At 55.9% G+C, this 18,681-nt stretch carries 16 protein-coding genes and 2 pseudogenes; 13 read left to right on the forward strand and 5 right to left on the reverse strand.

Translation table 11 applies throughout. The annotated features are described in order from the left end of the window. Nucleotides 1-863: 863 nt before the first annotated feature. The gene (locus HNQ81_RS04745) at nucleotides 864-1,388 is read left to right on the forward strand and encodes a gamma carbonic anhydrase family protein (RefSeq protein WP_183348838.1); all 525 of its coding nucleotides are present in this window, start codon (nucleotides 864-866) and stop codon (nucleotides 1,386-1,388) included. Between the two features lie 124 nt (nucleotides 1,389-1,512). Here the strand turns inward: HNQ81_RS04745 and HNQ81_RS04750 are convergent, their stop codons facing one another. Both HNQ81_RS04750 and HNQ81_RS04755 read right to left on the reverse strand, forming a co-directional pair. Next, nucleotides 1,513-2,331: a nitroreductase family protein gene (locus HNQ81_RS04750; protein ID WP_183348840.1), complete on the reverse strand. Its 819-nt coding sequence runs from the start codon at nucleotides 2,329-2,331 to the stop codon at nucleotides 1,513-1,515. A gap of 87 nt (nucleotides 2,332-2,418) precedes the next feature. Further along, nucleotides 2,419-3,420, reverse strand: a complete 1,002-nt coding sequence (locus tag HNQ81_RS04755) for a GlxA family transcriptional regulator (RefSeq protein WP_183348841.1) — start codon at nucleotides 3,418-3,420, stop codon at nucleotides 2,419-2,421. Between the two features lie 147 nt (nucleotides 3,421-3,567). Here HNQ81_RS04755 and HNQ81_RS17270 point away from each other — a divergent pair. From HNQ81_RS17270 to HNQ81_RS18060, 4 genes and pseudogenes are all read left to right on the forward strand, one after another. Next, a pseudogene (locus tag HNQ81_RS17270) lies at nucleotides 3,568-3,735 on the forward strand (hotdog family protein); the annotation flags it as partial. A gap of 27 nt (nucleotides 3,736-3,762) precedes the next feature. Continuing rightward, complete coding sequence (locus HNQ81_RS04765) at nucleotides 3,763-4,758, forward strand: epoxyqueuosine reductase (protein WP_183348843.1); 996 nt, start codon at nucleotides 3,763-3,765, stop codon at nucleotides 4,756-4,758. Nucleotides 4,759-4,789: 31 nt separating this feature from the next. Continuing rightward, nucleotides 4,790-5,377, forward strand: a pseudogene (locus HNQ81_RS18055) (DUF3786 domain-containing protein); the annotation flags it as partial. Between the two features lie 48 nt (nucleotides 5,378-5,425). Next, nucleotides 5,426-5,881 carry a MaoC family dehydratase gene (locus tag HNQ81_RS18060; RefSeq protein WP_353740483.1) on the forward strand — a complete coding sequence of 152 codons (456 nt, stop codon included), beginning with the start codon at nucleotides 5,426-5,428 and terminating at the stop codon, nucleotides 5,879-5,881. A 654-nt stretch (nucleotides 5,882-6,535) separates the two neighbouring features. Here the strand turns inward: HNQ81_RS18060 and HNQ81_RS04775 are convergent. Further along, nucleotides 6,536-7,732, reverse strand: coding sequence for a multidrug effflux MFS transporter (locus HNQ81_RS04775; RefSeq protein ID WP_183348847.1), 1,197 nt, complete (start codon nucleotides 7,730-7,732; stop codon nucleotides 6,536-6,538). A gap of 700 nt (nucleotides 7,733-8,432) precedes the next feature. On the opposite strand from HNQ81_RS04775, the gene HNQ81_RS04780 reads away from it, so the two are divergent. The 8 genes from HNQ81_RS04780 (at nucleotide 8,433) to HNQ81_RS04815 (ending at nucleotide 17,189) form a co-directional block, all read left to right on the forward strand. After that, nucleotides 8,433-9,200, forward strand: a complete 768-nt coding sequence (locus HNQ81_RS04780; protein ID WP_183348849.1) for a TatD family hydrolase — start codon at nucleotides 8,433-8,435, stop codon at nucleotides 9,198-9,200. 18 nt (nucleotides 9,201-9,218) lie between these two features. Further along, nucleotides 9,219-11,765, forward strand: a complete 2,547-nt coding sequence (gene hrpB, locus HNQ81_RS04785; protein WP_183348851.1) for an ATP-dependent helicase HrpB — start codon at nucleotides 9,219-9,221, stop codon at nucleotides 11,763-11,765. A gap of 395 nt (nucleotides 11,766-12,160) precedes the next feature. Beyond that, complete coding sequence (locus HNQ81_RS18065; protein ID WP_183348853.1) at nucleotides 12,161-12,421, forward strand: transposase zinc-binding domain-containing protein; 261 nt, start codon at nucleotides 12,161-12,163, stop codon at nucleotides 12,419-12,421. Nucleotides 12,422-12,673: 252 nt separating this feature from the next. Further along, nucleotides 12,674-13,795, forward strand: coding sequence for a branched-chain amino acid ABC transporter substrate-binding protein (locus HNQ81_RS04795; protein ID WP_183348855.1), 1,122 nt, complete (start codon nucleotides 12,674-12,676; stop codon nucleotides 13,793-13,795). 58 nt (nucleotides 13,796-13,853) lie between these two features. Next, entirely contained in the window at nucleotides 13,854-14,759 is a 906-nt protein-coding gene (locus HNQ81_RS04800; RefSeq protein ID WP_183348857.1) for a branched-chain amino acid ABC transporter permease, read from the forward strand. Next, the gene (locus HNQ81_RS04805; protein WP_183348859.1) at nucleotides 14,756-15,706 is read left to right on the forward strand and encodes a branched-chain amino acid ABC transporter permease; all 951 of its coding nucleotides are present in this window, start codon (nucleotides 14,756-14,758) and stop codon (nucleotides 15,704-15,706) included. Before HNQ81_RS04800 ends, HNQ81_RS04805 begins: the two co-directional genes overlap by 4 nt. Further along, nucleotides 15,703-16,479 (forward strand): ABC transporter ATP-binding protein, encoded by a 777-nt coding sequence (locus tag HNQ81_RS04810; RefSeq protein WP_183348860.1) that lies wholly within the window; start codon nucleotides 15,703-15,705, stop codon nucleotides 16,477-16,479. The genes HNQ81_RS04805 and HNQ81_RS04810 overlap by 4 nt, the downstream gene beginning before the upstream one ends. Beyond that, nucleotides 16,479-17,189 (forward strand): ABC transporter ATP-binding protein, encoded by a 711-nt coding sequence (locus HNQ81_RS04815; protein ID WP_183348862.1) that lies wholly within the window; start codon nucleotides 16,479-16,481, stop codon nucleotides 17,187-17,189. Before HNQ81_RS04810 ends, HNQ81_RS04815 begins: the two co-directional genes overlap by 1 nt. 99 nt (nucleotides 17,190-17,288) lie before the next feature. On the opposite strand, the gene HNQ81_RS04820 is transcribed toward HNQ81_RS04815, so the two are convergent. Together HNQ81_RS04820 and HNQ81_RS04825 are read right to left on the reverse strand one after the other, a co-directional pair. After that, a complete protein-coding gene (locus tag HNQ81_RS04820) occupies nucleotides 17,289-17,450 on the reverse strand; it encodes a DMT family transporter (protein ID WP_337833422.1) in 162 nt (53 codons plus the stop codon). A gap of 40 nt (nucleotides 17,451-17,490) precedes the next feature. Continuing rightward, the gene (locus HNQ81_RS04825) at nucleotides 17,491-18,645 is read right to left on the reverse strand and encodes an ABC transporter substrate-binding protein (protein ID WP_221270825.1); all 1,155 of its coding nucleotides are present in this window, start codon (nucleotides 18,643-18,645) and stop codon (nucleotides 17,491-17,493) included. Between the last annotated feature and the right edge of the window lie 36 nt (nucleotides 18,646-18,681).

Consider the following 18,681-nt stretch of genomic DNA (forward strand, 5'->3'; position numbering starts at 1 on the left):
AGCCAAGGTATCAGTTCCATTCTCGATGGCTGAAACTGAGGAAGAACCGGCAGTAAAAGAGACCAAGTCCATTGATCCAACTAAATGTCAATCTTCTCTCCGCCCGTATCGAGAAGCGGGGAGCCCTCGTCCTGGGTGTGTCCTTTCGGCAAGCCTCCATGACCCCGAAAAAGTGATCTACTACAATCTGTACCCTTCTTATAACCAATGGAGGATTAACGATGGAACAATCACCAGCCTTTCCCCCTGCGACACTGCCACAAATTCAATCCAGATTTGCCGACTGGCGCCAAACCAAGCACCACCCAGGCCGTATCCCGGAAAATTTATGGGCGGCAGCGGTGATGCCGAGTCAGGAGTATTCCCTCTGAGGAACAGAGGGGACAGATTTATATACGGAAGGCAGCACAACTACATTGGATTTTAGCAGCGACTAGAGTCCAGATATCTCCTATCAGGGTTGGCCAATACACCTCCAAAATGTCCAGGAAACATCTTCAAAAGACAACATCGGCGATAATTGACTATTGCCGATGTAAATCTCAACGTTGATCCTATACAATACTGTCACGATATCTGATAAAATGCCTAACGCTTCCCACAGGAGTCGTTGAACCTTTTTCAACAGCCCCAGTGGTCCGTAGAGTCAGCAACAGGCTCTGACGGGACTGACCGATAAAATATTAGGTAGATTAATCTTTTCGGCATGTATTATGGCCAAACACAAATATTACTCCAGCTCTGCCTATATTTGTGTACCTAACAACGACAAAAATGCCCTACGATCAATGACCGTTATTGATAATGGTCTGGAGAGGCCATCCGTTTTACGGATTAACCCTAACTGAAGATAATGATACACTATGATTCGCTCTTTTAACGGCAAAACCCCTAAAATTTCACCAACAGCTTACGTCGATGAAATGGCAGTAGTTATCGGTGATGTGGAAATCGGAGATGAGACCAGTGTCTGGCCAGGCGCGGTCATCCGGGGGGATATGGGGAAAATAACCATTGGAAAGCAATGCGTGATTGAAGATAACTGCGTCATCCATTCCGGCATGCCCGGCAAGGAAAGCTCTCCAGTCACAATCGGAGACCGGGTGACCGTAGGCCATTGCGCCGTAGTCCACAGCCTGCAGGTGGGCAGCCATATTCTTATCGGCATGAATGCCTCCCTGCTGCACGGCTCCATTATCGGGGATTACTGCATCATTGCCGCCCAGAGCCTGGTAGGTGCTGGCAAGGAAATCCCCGCCCGCTCCCTGGTTATGGGCGTGCCGGCTCAAATCAAGGGAGAACCAACCGAGCACCAGCTCTGGTGGCCAAGACATTCGTTTGAGGCATACCAGAACTGCATCTTGAAACATCTCAAATCCGGGAGCTGATCTTTGATTTTGGCTGCAAACCCCATTATCGATGCCACTCAAGACCATTGGACCATCGTCGTTGCAGTGTAACCGCTCCCAAGGGACCGTATTTTCGCAAGACACCCGAAGGCGAGGATCGGCCTCACAACCAGGTGATGACGGCTGGTTTACGTTCGGGCAGGCGGTAGTAGCGGGCCTTGGCATAGCCGACCATCATGGGGTAATGGTAAGGGCATTCCTCCGGAATGCCCACGGCAGTCTTGATTTTGGGGTTGCATTCCAACGCATATTGCAAGAGCCCGGCCCAGCAGGTGCCCATGCCGAACTGCGGAGCGGCCAGTTCCAGATAGGAAAGCGCCAGGGAGATATCGATCATACCATTGCTCGCGCCGGCCGGTGCCGTGGCCACCACCAGGCAAGGAGCGGTGTGGAAAATCGGATTGAAGCCCTTGTCCCAGGCCTTGATCACCACGGGCATGTAAGGTGTTACACCCTCGCCGGAGGCAACCACAGCGCGCATCCATTCGATAACCTGACCGGCAAGGGCATCCAGGCGTGATTTATCGTTGATCACCAGCCAGCGCAGCACCTGGGCATTGCTGGCCGTGGGCGCGTAGCGGCCGATGTCGATCAGGCGCTGAATATCGGCCTGTTCCACCGGGCCGGGCTTGAAACGGCGCACCGAGCGGCGTGAGCGCAAAAACTGGACGGCCTGGTCCGGTGTGACGGAAAGGGCCGGGTCGATGGGCGGACAGTCGACCAGGGGCACCTCGGCGTGGTCCATGGCGCCGTGAGGGCAGATGGCCACGCAATGGCCGCAGCGCAGGCACATGGCCTCGGCACCCCGTTTGAGTTCCGGGTATTGGCCGGGCTTGAAAAAGATCACCCCTGCGGGGCAGTCGTTGGCGCACAGGCCGTCTTGTTTGCATTTTTCGTGGTCTACGTTGAGCAGTGTCATCATCTTCTCCACTAGCGGCTTTTTACGTGTTTCAGGAAAAAGGTTAACGACTGAGCCTTGTTCCACAAGCTGAGCTTGCCGAGGGGTATCTCAATTGACGCCCGATGCTCCGCCATCACCACGAATGAACCTGTTTCGATATTCACTGGGTGACAGGCCGGTTGCCTCCTTGAATAATTTTCTAAAACTACTGCTGTTTTCATAGCCTATAACCTGGGTTATCTCGTTCACCGTCTCCAAGGTCGTCTCCAGATAGTCTTTTGCCCTCTCAATACGGATCTGCTGTAAGTAGCTCAGAGGGGTTTCATCGGTAGCCTTTTTGAACCGACGGATAAAGTGTCTGGGGCTTATCCCTACTTTTCTCGCAAGATCTTTCATGTTGATTGAATCGGCGAAATGGGACTCTATCAATTCCTGAGCTCGCAATATTTCCTGGTCGCCATGACCTTTGTGGACATTAAATACCGCATAAGAGGACTGGCTTGACTTGTTTGGATCGACCAGTAATGACTTTGAGCATTGCGCCGCAAGGTGAGGAGAACCGTACCATTCGATCAGATGCAGTGCCAGATAATAAAAGGCCGAAACAGAGCCGGAACAGATCAAGCCCTTATCTCGCGTGAGGACTCTGTCCGGCTCCAAGAGAACCTTTGGATAACGGCGTTTGAAGAGTTTTGCGTAAAACCAGTGAGTGGTTGCCAGTCTGCCATCCAGCAACCCGGTCTCCGCAAGGACAAAACTCCCGGTGCAGACACTTGCAATCGTTACCCCCTGTTCATACCTGGCAACGATCCAGTCCAGCAACGGCCTGGCATTGGCAGGAAGAAGATCGGCGCTGGGAAGATATGGCGGGACGACAACAACATCAGTTTGCAGGGAATCTTGAAACGCGCCATCAGGTATGACCTGAAACCCGCCACTTACTTTGACCGCCTTTCCATCCTGGCTAAGGATTCGTGTCGTAAAGAGAGGTGCCGACCATTCCCCGGTGTTGGTTGCATGCCAGCGATTCGCTATTGTGAAACTGTCAATCAATCCCGAAATCCCGGAAAATTGACAACCTGTATCGACGATAAAGGTGATGTTGACCATGAGTCCCCCTGAGGCATAGCAGTCTCACGTTGTTATCAGTACCATTATGGCGTTTATGGATCGTTTTTTGTCAATTATGCCACTTTTGCCGAATCCAGGCAAATGATACCATCACGCTATCATCATGCCGGAAGGAGAATACGATGCCCTATGACCATTATTTCGGTGGTGCCCGGTGAGATTATTTTCACCGCAGCCGCTGGACAGCAGCATCGTAACCCATTGGGCGGAGTACATGGCGGTTTTGCGACGACCGTTCTCGACTCGGTAACCGGTTGTGCGGTGCATAGAGTTGAAATAGGTGCAGGCGGTGGTCAAACCTAACGATACGGGGAGGAGATTATGAATTTGAACGATCATCCAGATGTAATAGCCTTTCGACAGAGGCAGCAGAATAACCACCCCGAAGCAATGACATCGAGACGACTGAAGGCTATCGTCCTGGAAGCCGGGGCCGATGATGTCGGTGTTGTGGAAATTGACCGCCCGTCTCTGCAAGACCAGAAGGAGGCGATCCTGCAGGCTTTTCCACGAGCCAAAACCCTTGTCAGTTTTATTTGTCGGATGAATGCGGCACAGATCCGCTCAAACGACAGATCGTTGGTGGATGGAGAGTTCATAGCCTACGACGCGGAAATGCTGCATATCTCCCGCACCGTCGTCAAAGCGTTGAGGGGTGAAGGGATCACCGCGGTCACTCCTTCCGAATGCTTTCCCCAGGATATGAGTAAATGGCAAGGCAGGATGCTGACGGTTTCACATAAACCGGTAGCGGAAGCGGCAGGCCTCGGTATGATCGGCCACCATCGGCTGTTGATCCATCCAATTTTCGGCAGTCATCTTTGTCTGGGGACCATAATCATAGATACAGCCATGGAGGTCTATGACCAACCCATCGCCTACAATCCATGCATCGATTGCCAACTCTGCGTTGCCACCTGTCCAACCGGAGCCATAGCCCCGGACGGGTCCTTCGCGTTTATCAAATGTCTGGTCCATGCCTACCGGGATCGGCTGGGAGGTTTTTTAAACTGGGTCGAATCCCTTGTCACCAGCCAAAACATGGAAGAATATCGGGAAAAACGAACAGACGGTGAAACAATGGCTCTCTGGCAGAGCCTCACCTATGGCGGCGGATATCGATGTGGCTATTGCATGAGTGTCTGCCCGGCAGGCCAGGACCTGCTCGGGCCCTATCTCGATAATCGCAATGAATACATACAACGTGTTGTCAAGCCTCTGCAGGATAGGAACGAGAACGTCTATGTTCTTCCCGGCCAGGAGCAAGCGACAGCGGTAAGCAAGAGGTTTCCGAAAAAAACTGTCCGGCCTGCCTGAAAGCACCGCTTGCAAAGAATGGGAGCAGAAGATGACGGACGTTTCAGGCTTTGGCGGACACGGAAAAATCTATGAAGATCTTGTCAAGCGCTTGGAAGATGCGGATATCGCTACATTAGCCAGGCATGTCAATCTTCCGATAAACACTGCTGGAGAGATCGAAGTTCCATTTCTGGGTGCAACCTACCTGATATCCAATACAGGTGTCCGGAGGGTTGATCGGAGAAGGTGCTCGGATGTCACGGCGAGTGCATTGATCCACTATGTGCTGACAGGCTGCAGAAATCTACCGGCAGGGATATTTGTGCCCTTAGCTGAACTCGCCGGGCCATTATTCAGAAACAGCAGTTTTTCTCACAGTGCCCTGGAAGGCCCTATAATTAAACGATTCCAGGGACGCATTCAGGAATTGCTATCAATAGCAGTATCTATCGGTGGTCACGAGGGTGGAATTTCCGGATCTGGTTCCGTAAGCGTCATCTTTGATGTACTGCCCAACGTATTGCTTCAACTCATCTTCTACGATAAAGACGATGAATTTCCTGCCCGCGCAACCCTGCTGCTTGATGCGCACGCAACGAAATTCATCGATTTTGAAGCCCTGGCAGTCTTGATCTCGATTTTTGTTCAATTTTTGACAAATCAAGCAGCGATGGAGACAGGCGATATGAAGGAACGATACCTGGAAGATTTTGAAGCTGGACAAACCTTTCAGTCCGAGCGTATCCGTATCGATGTGGACCGCATCAAGAGCTTTGCCGCCGAATTTGATCCGCAACCGTTCCATCTCGACGAAAGAGCCGCCACCGACACGATATTTCGTGGTCTTGTCGCCAGCGGTTGGCACACGGCCGCGATCACGATGAAACTTCTGGTTGAAGGCGATCTCAAACCTGCCGGCGGCATCGTCGGCGCCAGCTTTGACGAATTCCGCTGGCTGCAACCGGTTCGGCCAGGCGATGAGCTTCGGGTCGAAAGCGAAGTGCTTGCAGTGCGAGCCTCCACATCTCGCCCCGACCAGGGAGTCATCAAGGTGAGGACCACGACGCTGAATCAAAACAACGAAGCCGTTCAGGTGCTTGTGGGTAATTTGATCGTGCTCCGTAGTCCGGTGTCTTCATGAGAAATATCCCGACGAACATCGGATGGATGTTTTTAGAATCGCAATACTATGTGATTACGCATATTCCTATCATCACTATTGGGCCGGCAAGAGGAGAAAGGAGGTGAACCGTAATGCAAAGCTTTTTTAAAGATATTCAAATCCTGCTGAGTCAATGTGGCCGAGACATCTACCATTGAAAAAGTTGAAGCGGCACGGAAAAGTGAACATTAACCTTGTCGATCATAAGCTCAAGAACTTCTCAATACACCCATGGTTAAAGCTACTACTGTATCCTCAAACCTTCGATTCACAATTCCGTAACTGGTCGTTGCGACCACTTTATTCGAGACACTTTCAGGAAGAAATTTGACGACCTATGAGGTGTGCTTTTCAATTGAAGCTTGCCAATGGAAATCATGTAGGTTTGAAATCATTATTGAATCATTTTCTATTCCAACCATTCCAAATTTCAGCCCATCTCCGCACGAATTGGGAACAGATTTTCACGCGAGGACGTGTTCAATTTTCCTTACTACCCCCCATCTTTCATGTAGTTATGAACAAAATTACTTGCTCTCGTTGGCACACTAAGTCCAGAGTATACGTAACACATCTCAGTTCATGCCAAAAAAGGTAGCTCCCAGAGTGCTCATCCATACCAGCGTTACTTTATCAGGATGGAGGCTGGGTAATAAACGATCTGTTGTGGCACAGCAGCCACAATATGCAACAAACCATACCTACACCAATCTGAATATAACCGAGATTCATTACAAGGGTACCAGGCCAAAGCGTGACCAGTTGCATTCCCATGCTTCCCAAGAACATTGCAAAAAAATTGATAAGCGCTGATGCGGATCCTGAATCCTCCTCCTGCTGTTCCAGCATCAGATGAGTACCTGGAACTCGTACCGTGATTGCCGCCATTGTTACCATTCCGACCGACAAGGCAAGCAACCAGGGAGACATATGACCAAAGACGGAAACAACTATTCCGCAAACAGCCATCAGAATAAAGCACCCGGTAATAATCATTTTTGGTTCGACATGTCGCCTCATCCGCATATAGATCGTGGGGCCGACCATGGCACATGTAGCGTTGAATGCAAAAAAAAGACCAAACTGTCCTTCTGTAAGCCCAAAACCATCAATATAGATATAGGAAGCAGAGGCCAGAAAAGCCATGAGAGCAACCGGAGCTAGAGAGAAGATCAGCAACAGGGACGAAAATCCTGGATTTTTTAAGACCACAAAAAGTCTGCACCAGGAGCCGATTACCGAGCCTGTAAATTTCCCAGACAGGGTTTCCTGAAAAAATATCGATCTCAACAACGCTGTAGCCCCAATAGCCGCCAACATAAGAAAGATCGTCCGCCAGGAAGTGTGTTTCAACAAGAGTGCACCAAGAACCGGTGCAAGCATAGGGGCAATTATTACCATGGACATGATGATGGCCATAACCTTCTCCCGTTCGCGACCACTATAGAGATCCTTTACTATGGCGGTAGCCACTACTGTTCCTGCACTCCCTCCTAATGCCTGTACGATGCGGCCGGCGATAAGCTGTTCCACATTCTGGCTGAATGCACAAAACACGCTGGCAAATACATATATCGTCAACCCCGATAGGAGAATGGGCTTTCTGCCAAATTTTTCACTCAGTGGTCCCCAGAACAATAACCCCACTGAGTAAAACAAAAAAAACATGCTTAGCGTCATGTTTACACTGGTCTGGGTGGTATCAAGCGCCTTTACCATCTGTGGCAGTGCAGGAAGGTAGAGTACCGTAGAAAGAGGAGGAAATGCACTGATCAAAGCAAGAAAGGCCAGCGCTCCTTTTCTCTTCGATATGTTCTGATTACTAGTCAACGTTATTTTTCCTTTTTTATTGGGAACGGCAAATAGAGAGGGAACCACTCTATTCCATCTTTAAAATAAGTCAATCCCTCAACTAATAACAGTTCCAGGAGGGTTAATAACCCAACCTCGTTTCCATAAAACAAAACCTTTGAAAAGAAGTAGGTGAGGAAGAATGTGCAAGGTCGAGAGATGGCATCAAAACAGAAGTGTTCTCAATTTCGAACAGAATCTGGCCCTAATTAAAGTGTGGCTGTCTGGGATCAGGAAACATCTTTTGTCGACCTCGTCGGTGGTTGTTTGATACTGCCAGTACGAATCCGAATTAACCAATAATCCGGTTTTTCATCCTTGTACTTGATCTACAATTCTATCTATTTGAATGAATGTTTACTGAATAAAACCGATATAATCTCGTAACCATTTAAGGTAGAAAGGCAGGTGAATGGTATCAAAACCATGACCTGCTGGAAATTTTGTGTATTGGTCAGAAAATTGTTCGGGTATTTTGATCACAGATCTATGACAGCGATAGCTGGATTCCAGATAACATTCATGCTGATTGGTTAAGCCGTTAGCTTGATCCTCTCATGTAAAATGGTCTCCACAGCAAAAAAACGCTGTGCAGAGCCGACCGACAGTTTTATCCTTCAAGGAGAAACCAGATAACACAAAAAATCCTCTCCAGGTAATCTCAAAGCTGCAAGCAGCCGTGACAACCACACTTGTCGATACCCATGCCCACCTCGCAAGCGACAGCTTTGCAGGTGACCGCGAAGAGGTCCTGGTCAGGGCAGCTGACGCAGGGGTCTCCGCCATTCTCTGCGTCAGTGAGACGCTTGCCGAAGCAGAGGAGGTCCTGTCCCTCTGCGAAAAACACCCTCTCCTCAAACCCGCTGCTGGCTTATACCCGGAATTTGCCGGACTTGATGCAGCAGAGGCCTTGGTCGCTTTTATCCGGAACTACAGCGCAAAGCTGCACGCGATAGGCGAGGTCGGCCTGGATTACTGGCTGGCCAAGGAGGATGAAGAACGCGAAGTCCAACGGGAGGTCCTGCGCCGGTTCATCGCCCTCGGTCGTGAACTGGACCTGCCGCTGAACATCCATTCGCGATCTGCGGGCCGACACGTTATCGAGCTCCTGCTGGAAAATGATGCCCGGAAAATACAGCTGCACGCCTTCGACGGCAAGTGGTCGGCGGCGATACCTGCAGTGGAGGCAGGATTCTTCTTCTCGGTCCCGCCGTCCATCATCCACTCGCGGCAGAAACAGAAGCTGGTCAAGCAACTGCCGCTCTCCTGCCTGCTGCTGGAAAGCGATAGCCCGGTCCTCGGCCCTGTGCCCAGAGAGCGCAACGAACCGGCCAATATCGTCCACAGTCTGCAGGCCGTAAGCGACATCAAGAATATTCCGCTGGCAGAGGTGCGGGAGACGGTGCTGGCCAACACTCTCAGGCTCTATCCCGGCATCCTGTCGTAATCAGCAGCACCGGAATTCATGGACAACGCCACCCTGCCCATAGAGACGATCCTCACCGAGCTGCGCGAAACGCTTGCAAGGCGTCATCAGGTCATCCTCACTGCGCCGCCGGGCGCCGGCAAGACGACCCGTGTGCCTCTCGCCCTGCTGGATGAACCGTGGCTGGCGGGCAGAAAAATAATCATGCTTGAACCCAGGCGTCTTGCCGCCCGTTCCGCTGCCCGCTACATGGCGCGCCAGCTGGGGGAAGAGGTTGGCCGGAGAGTCGGCTACCGGGTACGGATGGACACCAGGGTTTCGGCAGCGACCCGCATCGAGGTGGTCACCGAGGGCATCCTCGTCCGCATGCTGCAGCACGACCCGGAGCTGGCTGCAACCGGCATCGTCATCTTCGATGAATTTCACGAACGCAACCTGGACAGCGACCTCGCCCTTGCCCTCTGCCTCGACCTGCAGGGCGCCCTCAATCCGGAACTGCGGCTGCTGGTCATGTCCGCGACTCTGCCCACGGAGCAACTCACAGCCGTGCTTGCCGACAGCACCAGTCTCGCCTGTGGTGGACGTCAGTTCCCGGTAGAGATCAGGTATCGCGGTGAGCACACCCCGGCGCGAAATATCGACCAGCTCGTCCGGGAGATCCTGCAGGCCGCAACGCAGGAGGAGGGCTCCATCCTCGTCTTTGTACCAGGCACAGGAGAAATCCACCAGCTCTGCCGGCGGCTGACTGAGCGGCTGCCAACCGTTTCAGGTGACAAGTGGCGGATCACTCCGCTGTTCGGCGCACTCACCGCCGGTGAGCAGGACCTTGCCATCGCCCCTGCTCCTCCGGGCAAACGAAAAATCGTGGTGGCGACCGACATCGCCGAAACCAGCCTCACCATCGAGGGCATCCGCATCGTCATCGACACCGGATTGCAGCGCCGGCCCTACTTCGATCCAGCCACAGGATTGACCAGATTGCAGACCATGCCGATCTCCCAGGCCTCCGCCATCCAGCGCAGCGGCCGCGCCGGCCGGATGGAGCCGGGCATCTCCATCCGGCTCTGGGGCGAGCATGCGACCGGCGGGCTGATACCGTCGCACCGGCCGGAAATTCTCGGCTGCGATCTGACCGGTCTTGCCCTTGAACTGGCGGTCTGGGGGGTCAGCGACCCAGCCCGATTACAGTGGCTCGACCCGCCGCCGCAAGAGCGGTTTGCCGCTGCCCGGCTGCTGCTGCAACAGCTTGGCGCGCTTGACGACACGCTGCGGGTCACCGATCACGGCCAACGGCTCGCCGACCTTCCCCTGCATCCGCGCCTCGCGCATATGGTGGTGCTCGGTGTGGAAGATGGTACAGGCTTCAATGCCTGTCTGCTGGCCGCAGTGATAAGCGAAAAAGACCTTCTCCGCTTTGACCGCGACCACTACCAGGCCGACCTGCAGCTGCGCATCGACATTATGGAGGGTTTGCTGAAAAATGGTTCGACCAGATCCCTGCCCCGCATCCATAACGGCATGATCGATACGGGCCTCGCCCGGAGAATAGCCACCGCTGCATGCGACCTCGCCCGCAGACTTGATACCCCGGAAAAACTGCGCGACTGCGACTACGGCCGACTGCTTGCCTGGGGGTATCCCGAGCGGATCGGTTGCCGCCGCCCGCAGAGCGAAGTCAACTACCTGCTGGCGGGTGGCCAAGGCGCGTATCTCGACCCCAACGACAGTCTCTCCCGTCATGAGTGGCTTGCGGTCTTCAGCCTTGACGGCAATCGCAACAACGCCCGGATCTACCTGGCCCTCGGCTACGATCGCGTCACCCTGCTCGATCAGTTTGCCGACCAGCTGCAGGAGCAAGAGCACCTGGCCTGGGATGGGGAGCGCGGCCTTGTCGTTGCCGAAACGCAGACCCACTACCAGAAGCTGCTATTGACCAGCAAACCTCTCACCGCACCAGATCCGGAAGCCATACAAAAAATCCTGCTGGAACAGATCAGGAAATCGGAGCAGAGCGTGCTGCCGTGGAACCGAACACTGCGCAACTGGCAGCAGCGTGTCTGTTTTGCCGGGAAGTTTCTTGCAAGCGACGCCAACATTCCCGATATGAGTGATGCGCAGCTCCTGGCAGAGCTGGAGGAGTGGCTTGCACCATTTCTGGATAAGGTAAAATCCGCAAAAGAGCTGGCAGCAATAGACCTCGGAGGTGCCCTCAAGACACGCATTCCCTACCCACTGCAACGCCAGATAGATACACTGGCCCCAACCCACTACGTAGTTCCCAGCGGCTCGAAAATCCCCATCGACTATTCTGGCGATATCCCGGTGCTGGCCGTTCGCCTGCAGGAAATGTTCGGCCTCGACCAGACGCCAGCCGTCGCCAATGGACGCCAGCCACTGCTGCTGCAGCTGCTCTCCCCGGCCAGTCGCCCGATCCAGATCACCTCGGACCTGCCGGGCTTCTGGCGCTCGTCATATGAAGCGGTAAAAAAGGAGATGAAGGGCAGATATCCAAAACATTACTGGCCTGATGATCCACTTGCGGCAACACCTGCCAATCGGGCCAAGCCGCGAAAACCTGATTCCTGACAGGAAAGTTCCTCATTTTTCCTCATGCAACTGGGGCACGGTGAGGTAAATACAGACCACCTGGCAATCTCAATAGCCCTCTAACCGAAATGAAACAATTTGCAACAGCTCTCAAGATAAAAATAGAGAAAAACCAGCTGGTTGGTGTTCAGGAAGAAGTTCAAATTGCAGCTTTGCTTAAATGGTTAAGATTGCCAAGATACATCTTTTCTCCAAGATAATGGGGATGGATTGGTTGGAAATATAAGGGAGAGCGCGGAAAGTTCATCGGTAATAATAATATCAGTGATACCAGTTACATTGCATCACCTTTGTTGACAGCACAAAGGGACTGCAAGGGATTGAACAGACAAGGCGGAGGTATATCGGGGCAGAAAACCTCGGGAGTCACCGTTGTGGCAACTATTCATAACCACGTTGATGAATTCGAGTATCGTTACGACAATCTCTTCTCTCGTGAATACGGCTTCTTCCGCCCGGGAATTTCTCATATAGTCCGGAAGCACTTCGAATGTGGTGACCTTGAGCAGGGTTTTGCACGTGTGCGCTGCCCCGATTGTCTGCATGAGTATCTCCTTGCCTTCAGCTGTCGGGGCGCTGGTTCTGTCCATCAAGCCATAGCAAGAAGGTGGTTCAGGCTGGTTGGGTCGGGATGAGCCGGGATGGCGAGGAGGTGCATGGGCCAACCGTTGGCTGGAGGAAAGGAGAGGGCTGACCGTGCAGGGAACGACCTGGGGCTATTGTGGGCTGATTGTACCACAGACGAAGCCGATTGGCAGGGAAAGAACACGGTCTCTTGCCGGGCTTAGGAATTGACTTCTTCCAGTTTTATTGATACCAAGTTATGGCAGTGCAACCCTGCGGCAACCTGTCGCAGCGTATCTTTTCACCATCACCAGGAGGAGAAAATGAAAAAATTGTTGAGCCTAGTCGCTGGGTTGGGACTTCTGCTCGGGACCAGCGCCCTTGCCGCCGACACCGTCAAGATCGGGCTGATGGGACCAATGACCGGAGCCTGGGCCAGTGAAGGACAGGAAATGAAACAGGTGGTCGAACTGCTCGCCGATGAACTCAACCAGAAGGGCGGCCTGCTCGGCAAGCAGGTGGCCGTCATCAGTGAGGACGACGCCGGTGATCCGCGTCAGGCCTCGCTTGCAGCCAACCGTCTGGCTACCCAGGGCATTGTCGGCGTGATCGGCACCTATGGCTCTTCCATTACCGAAGCCACCCAGAACATCTATGACGAGGCCGGCATCATCCAGGTGGCCAATGGCTCCACCGCCATCCGCCTCAGCGAGAAGGGATTGGCCAACTTCTTCCGCACCTGCCCGCGCGATGACGAGCAGGGCAAGGTGGCCACCGCCACCATCAGCAAGCTCGGCCACAAAAAGATCGCCATCCTTCACGACAACACCTCCTATGCCAAGGGGCTGGCCGAAGAGGCCCAGGCCAATCTCAAGGGCCTGAACATCCCGGTGGTCTTTTTCGACGCCCTCACCCCGGGTGAGCGCGATTACAACACCATTCTCACCAAGATGAAGGCGGCCGGTCCCGACTTTGTCTTCTTTACCGGCTACTATCCCGAGGCCGGCCTGCTCCTGCGCCAGAAAAAAGAGATGGGCTGGGACGTACCCTTCATGGGCGGCGATGCGGTCAACAATCCCGAGTTGGTGAAGATCGCCGGCGCCGCAGCCACGGAAGGCTTCCTCTTCCTGACCCCGCCCCTGCCCAAGGATCTGGACACGCCCGAGGCCAAGTCCTTTGTCGCCGCCTTTGAGAAAAAATTCGGCAGCGCGCCCAAATCGATCTACCCTGTCCTTGCCGGCGACGGGTTCCGGGTGCTGGCCGAGGCCATCAAGGGCGCCAACTCGGTGGAGCCAGCCAAGGTGTCGGCCTTCATGAAAACCGCGCTCAAGGATTTCCCTGGCCTGACCGGCAAGATCTCCTTCAACGACAAAGGTGACCGCATCGGCGAGGTTTACCGGGTCTATCAGGTGAACAACCAGGGCGACTTCGTTCTCCAGCCCTGACCGCAACACCCTTCCCGCCGCCGGGATTCAACGGTCCCGGCGGCCTTCCGGAGAGGCGATGGAACAATTCTTCCAGCAATTGACCAATGGTCTGGCCGTGGGCGGCATCTACGCCCTGATCGCCCTGGGCTACACCATGGTCTATGGCGTGCTGAAGCTGATCAACTTTGCCCACGGCGACCTGTTCACCATTGGCGCCTACCTGGGCTTGACCCTGCTCACCTCGCTCGCCCTCACCGATCACGTCGGCGGTTTTCTAGGCATCGGCGTGTTGGCGCTGATGGTCATGGGCCTGGTCGGCATCATCGGCATCCTGCTGGAACGCATCGCCTACCGACCGCTGCGCGAATCGCCGCGGCTGTCCGCCGTGGTCTCGGCCCTGGGCGCCTCGATTTTTTTCCAGAACGCGATCATGCTCGTCTATGGGGCCAAGTTCTACGTCTATCCCCAGGACCTGCTGCCCAAGAGTCCGGTTTTCATCTTCGGCATGCCGGTCCCGCTCATGCGCATCCTCATCCTGGTCGCCTCGGTGGTCATGATGATCAGCCTCTACCTGTTCGTGCAGAAGACACGCATCGGCACCGCCATCCGCGCCGCGGCCATTGACCAGGGCGCGGCCCGGCTGATGGGCATCGATGTCAACCGGGTGATCATGATCGTCTTCTGCATCGGCCCGGCCCTGGGCGGGGTCGCCGGCATGATGGTCGGCATCTACTACGGCCAGATCAATTTCACGATGGGCTGGAACTACGGCCTCAAGGCCTTCACCGCCGCCATCCTCGGCGGTATCGGCAACATCCCCGGCGCCATGGTCGGCGGTCTGCTCCTGGGCGTGATCGAAGCCCTGGGCGCGGCTTACATCTCCATGGCCTGGAAGGACGCCATCGCCTTCGTCGTCCTCATCCTCATCCTCATCGTCCGGCCCACCGGACTGCTCGGCGAGCGGGTGGCGGAGAAGATATGAAGGTTCCCGGTCGCATTGTCGCCGGCGCCCTGTTCGCCATCCTGCTGGGCGCGCCGCTGGTGCTCGACCGCTACTGGGTGGACGTGCTCAACAGCATCGGCCTGTACGCCATCCTCGGCCTGAGTCTGAACATCATCCTCGGCTACGCCGGCATGTTCCACATGGGGCACGCCGCCTTCTACGCCATCGGCGCCTACGCCACCGCCATCCTCAACACCAGCTACGGCGTGCCGGTACTCTGGACCCTGCCGGTCAGCGGTCTGGCCGCCGCCCTGTTCGCCCTGGTGGTGGCCCGGCCGATCATCCACCTGCGCGGCGACTACCTGCTCATCGTCACCATCGGCATGGTGGAGATCGTCCGCATCGCCCTGATCAACGACGTGTTCGGCATCACCGGCGGGGCCAACGGCATCTTCGGCATCGACCGGCCGCAGTTGTTCGGCTTCAAGATCCGCCAGCCGCAGCATTTCTTCTACCTCATCTGGCTGTTCGCCGGTCTGACCATCCTGCTCTTCTCCCTGCTCGAGAATTCCCGCTTCGGTCGGGCGCTCAACTACCTGCGCGAGGACGAGGTGGCCGCCGAGGGCAGCGGCATCAACACCGCCGCCTACAAACTCGCCGCCTTTGTGCTCGGCGCAGGCTGGGCCGGCATGGCCGGCACGGTCTTTGCGGCCAAGATGACCATCATCTCGCCGGAGTCGTTCAGCTTCTGGGAGTCGGTGGTGCTGTTCATGATCGTCATCCTGGGCGGCGCCGGCAATATCGTCGGGGTGATCCTCGGCGCCTTCCTCGTGGTCGGCCTGCCCGAGGTCTTCCGCGATTTCGCCAGCGCCCGCATGCTCTTCTACGGCCTGGCGATGATGTTCATGATGATTTACCGCACCCAGGGCATCCTGCCGCCGCGGCCGCGCACCTACCGCCTCGATGGCGTCGGGGAGGGGTCATGAGTCTGCTCGCCCTCGATGCCGTCAGCAAGCGCTTTGGCGGTCTGACCGCAGTCGACCGGGTCTCGTTCACGGTCGAGGCGGGGCAGGTGATTGGCCTGATTGGTCCCAACGGTGCCGGCAAGACCACGGTCTTCAACCTGATCACCGGCAACTACCGCCCGGACGAGGGCACGATCCGCTTCCAGGACCAGACCATCAACAACCTGCCCACTCATCGCATCGTCAGTATGGGCATAGCCCGCACCTTCCAGACCATCCGCCTGTTTCAGAACATGTCGGTACTGGAAAACGTGCTCGCGGGTTGTCATTGCCGCATGCGCACCGGCGTTTTGGGCTCGCTCTTCCATACTCCCGCTCAGCGGCGGGAGGAACGGGCGGCGCTGAAGCAATCACTGGCCGAACTCGCCTTTGTCGGTCTGTGGGACAGCGCCGCCCAACTGGCCAAGAATCTCTCCTACGGCAACCAACGGCTGTTGGAAATCGCCCGAGCCCTGGCGTCGCGTCCGCAATTGCTTATCCTCGACGAGCCGGCCGGCGGTATGAACGAACAGGAAACCCAGGCGCTCATCGGCTTGATTGGCCGGATGCGGCAGCAGGGTCTGACCATCCTGCTCATCGAGCACGATATGAAGCTGGTGATGAAGGCCTGCGATCGGCTGGTGGTGATTGAGTACGGCAGCAAGATCGCCGAGGGTACACCCGGAGAGATCCAGCAGGATCCCAGGGTGATCGAGGCCTACCTGGGCGCGGAGAGCGATGAGGACGAAGACTGATGCTGCTGGCCATTAACGACCTGCATGTCCGCTACGGCAATGTCGAGGTGCTGCACGGGATCAGCCTGCATGTGGCCGAAGGCGAGATCGTCACCATCCTCGGGGCCAACGGCGCGGGCAAATCCACCACCCTGCTCAGCATCAGCGGCCTGGTACGGCCGTCGGAGGGAGAAATCCTGTTCGATGGCCTGGCCCTGCACAAGCTGGCCGCTCATCAGGTGGTGCAGGCCCGCATCAGTCAGTCGCCCGAAGGACGGCGGGTGTTCGGCACCCTGACCGTAGAGGAGAACATCAATCTCGGCGCCTTCTCCATCCGCGACAAGGCCAAGATCGCTCGCACCCGCACCTGGATCTACGATCTCTTCCCGCGTCTGGCCGAACGGCGGCAACAACTGGCCGGCACCCTCAGCGGCGGCGAGCAGCAGATGCTGGCCATAGGACGTGCCCTGATGAGCGATCCCAAGCTGTTGCTGCTCGACGAACCGAGCCTGGGCCTGGCGCCGCTTTTGGTGCGGGCCATTTTTGACACCATCAGGACCATCAATGCCAGCGGCGTGACCGTGGTGCTGGTCGAGCAGAACGCCAAGGCCGCGCTCAAGCTGGCCCATCGCGGCTACGTGCTCGAGGTCGGTCGGATCATCCTGCACGGCGAATCCAAGGATCTGCTCACCAACCCGGAAGTACGCAACGCCTACCTGGGCGGCTCCTGATCACCTCGTTCAGCTTCTCCCAACCAGCGCATTTCACTCCATCCCAGCGGCCAATCGCGCTGCTGGAACCGGATTCGTTCGTGGTCAAGATTTCCCGTCTCATCCCAGCGGGGTGGTCGGTTGAAGACCAACGGCGCCGGCCACGATCAGAGCCACGCAGGTCAGTCGGGCAACGGTGGCCGGTTCGTCGAACAGAACGATGCCGAGCAGCACCGTCCGGGCCGCGCCCACACCGGTCCAGACAGTGTAGCCCGTGCCCACCGGCAGGGGGCGACAACCTTGTTCAGGCTCCTTTCCGTATCTATTCCGCCATGGTGAAGACGCCGTTCTTTACCTGCACCATGACCATCGAATCGACACCGAGGCCGTTGTGGTCTTCGGGGGTGATGGTATAGATGCCGGAGATGCCGACATACCCTGTGGTGTCCTCGATCGCCTGGCGCAGCGCCTCCTGGTCTGTGCCTGCCTTCCTGATGGCGTCGGCGACGATCATGATCGCATCCCAGGCATAGCCGGAATGGGTGTTGATCGGAAACTGTTTGTCGTAGCCTTTGTCACGATACATCGTGATGAATTCCCGGATGACCGGCTTCTGCGGGTCGGAATCAGGCAGCTGATCGGCGACCATCAGTTTCGTCGACGGCATGCGGTTGCCTTCGCTGGCGGTGCCGGCAAGCTCGATGTATTTCGGATCGGGGAGGCCATGACACTGGAACAGCGGCAGATCGATACCGAGCTGCACCGTATTTTTGGCGATGATCGATCCTGCCGGTCCGATCGTCCAGGCGACGAGTGCCTGCGGCTTGCCGCGCTTCACATTGGTCAGTTGCGCGGTCATGTCGGTGTCGCGGGTGCCGAAGGATTCACGGGCGATGATCTCGATGCCGTACTTCGGCGCCAGTTCAGCCATCCAGTGGACGCCGTCCTTGCCGAAACCGTCCGCCGCCGACAGCAGGGCGATCTTCGTCAGCCCCTTTTCCTTCAGATAGACGAACAACCTCTCGACGGCGGTGCTCGATCGCTGCGGCGACTTGAAGACCCACGCATACGGGCCGTACTTGCCGCCCATGATCACGGGGTCGCCGCCGACGGTCATGAAGATCGGGGTCTTGCCCGCGTCGACGACTTTCTTGACGGCCATCCCGGTGTCGGTCATCGTCGGGCCGATGATGGCGACGACACGGTCCTTGTGGATGAATTTCTTGACGATGGAAACGGTCTTGGCCGGATCGGCGTTGGTATCGGCAATGATCAGCTCGATCTTCCTGCCGTTGATCCCGCCTTCGGCATTGATTTTCTCCACGACCATCTCGGCCACCAGTCTGGTCGGGGTGCCGATAAAGGCCGCCCGTCCGGACAGGTCGAACATCGCCCCGAGCTTGATGGTATCCTCGGCAAGAGCGGGCGTGGTTATCAGGGTCAGCAGCATCAGACTTGTCAACAAAGCTCGCATCATAGTCATCACTCCTCGGTTGTGGGGCCACTCAGGATG

This window comes from Desulfoprunum benzoelyticum (genome assembly GCF_014201505.1).
Classification (GTDB): Bacteria; Desulfobacterota; Desulfobulbia; order Desulfobulbales; family Desulfocapsaceae; genus Desulfoprunum; species Desulfoprunum benzoelyticum.

Bases quoted from the DNA above. Each gene is read 5' to 3' on its own strand.
- HNQ81_RS04745 (WP_183348838.1), top strand. From the start codon at position 864: ATGATTCGCTCTTTTAACGGCAAAACCCCTAAAATTTCACCAACAGCT.
- HNQ81_RS04750 (WP_183348840.1), bottom strand. From the start codon at position 2,331: ATGATGACACTGCTCAACGTAGACCACGAAAAATGCAAACAAGACGGC.
- HNQ81_RS04755 (WP_183348841.1), bottom strand. From the start codon at position 3,420: ATGGTCAACATCACCTTTATCGTCGATACAGGTTGTCAATTTTCCGGG.
- HNQ81_RS04765 (WP_183348843.1), top strand. From the start codon at position 3,763: ATGAATTTGAACGATCATCCAGATGTAATAGCCTTTCGACAGAGGCAG.
- HNQ81_RS18060 (WP_353740483.1), top strand. From the start codon at position 5,426: ATGAAGGAACGATACCTGGAAGATTTTGAAGCTGGACAAACCTTTCAG.
- hrpB (WP_183348851.1), top strand. From the start codon at position 9,219: ATGGACAACGCCACCCTGCCCATAGAGACGATCCTCACCGAGCTGCGC.
- HNQ81_RS04795 (WP_183348855.1), top strand. From the start codon at position 12,674: ATGAAAAAATTGTTGAGCCTAGTCGCTGGGTTGGGACTTCTGCTCGGG.
- HNQ81_RS04800 (WP_183348857.1), top strand. From the start codon at position 13,854: ATGGAACAATTCTTCCAGCAATTGACCAATGGTCTGGCCGTGGGCGGC.
- HNQ81_RS04805 (WP_183348859.1), top strand. From the start codon at position 14,756: ATGAAGGTTCCCGGTCGCATTGTCGCCGGCGCCCTGTTCGCCATCCTG.
- HNQ81_RS04810 (WP_183348860.1), top strand. From the start codon at position 15,703: ATGAGTCTGCTCGCCCTCGATGCCGTCAGCAAGCGCTTTGGCGGTCTG.
- HNQ81_RS04815 (WP_183348862.1), top strand. From the start codon at position 16,479: ATGCTGCTGGCCATTAACGACCTGCATGTCCGCTACGGCAATGTCGAG.
- HNQ81_RS04825 (WP_221270825.1), bottom strand. From the start codon at position 18,645: ATGATGCGAGCTTTGTTGACAAGTCTGATGCTGCTGACCCTGATAACC.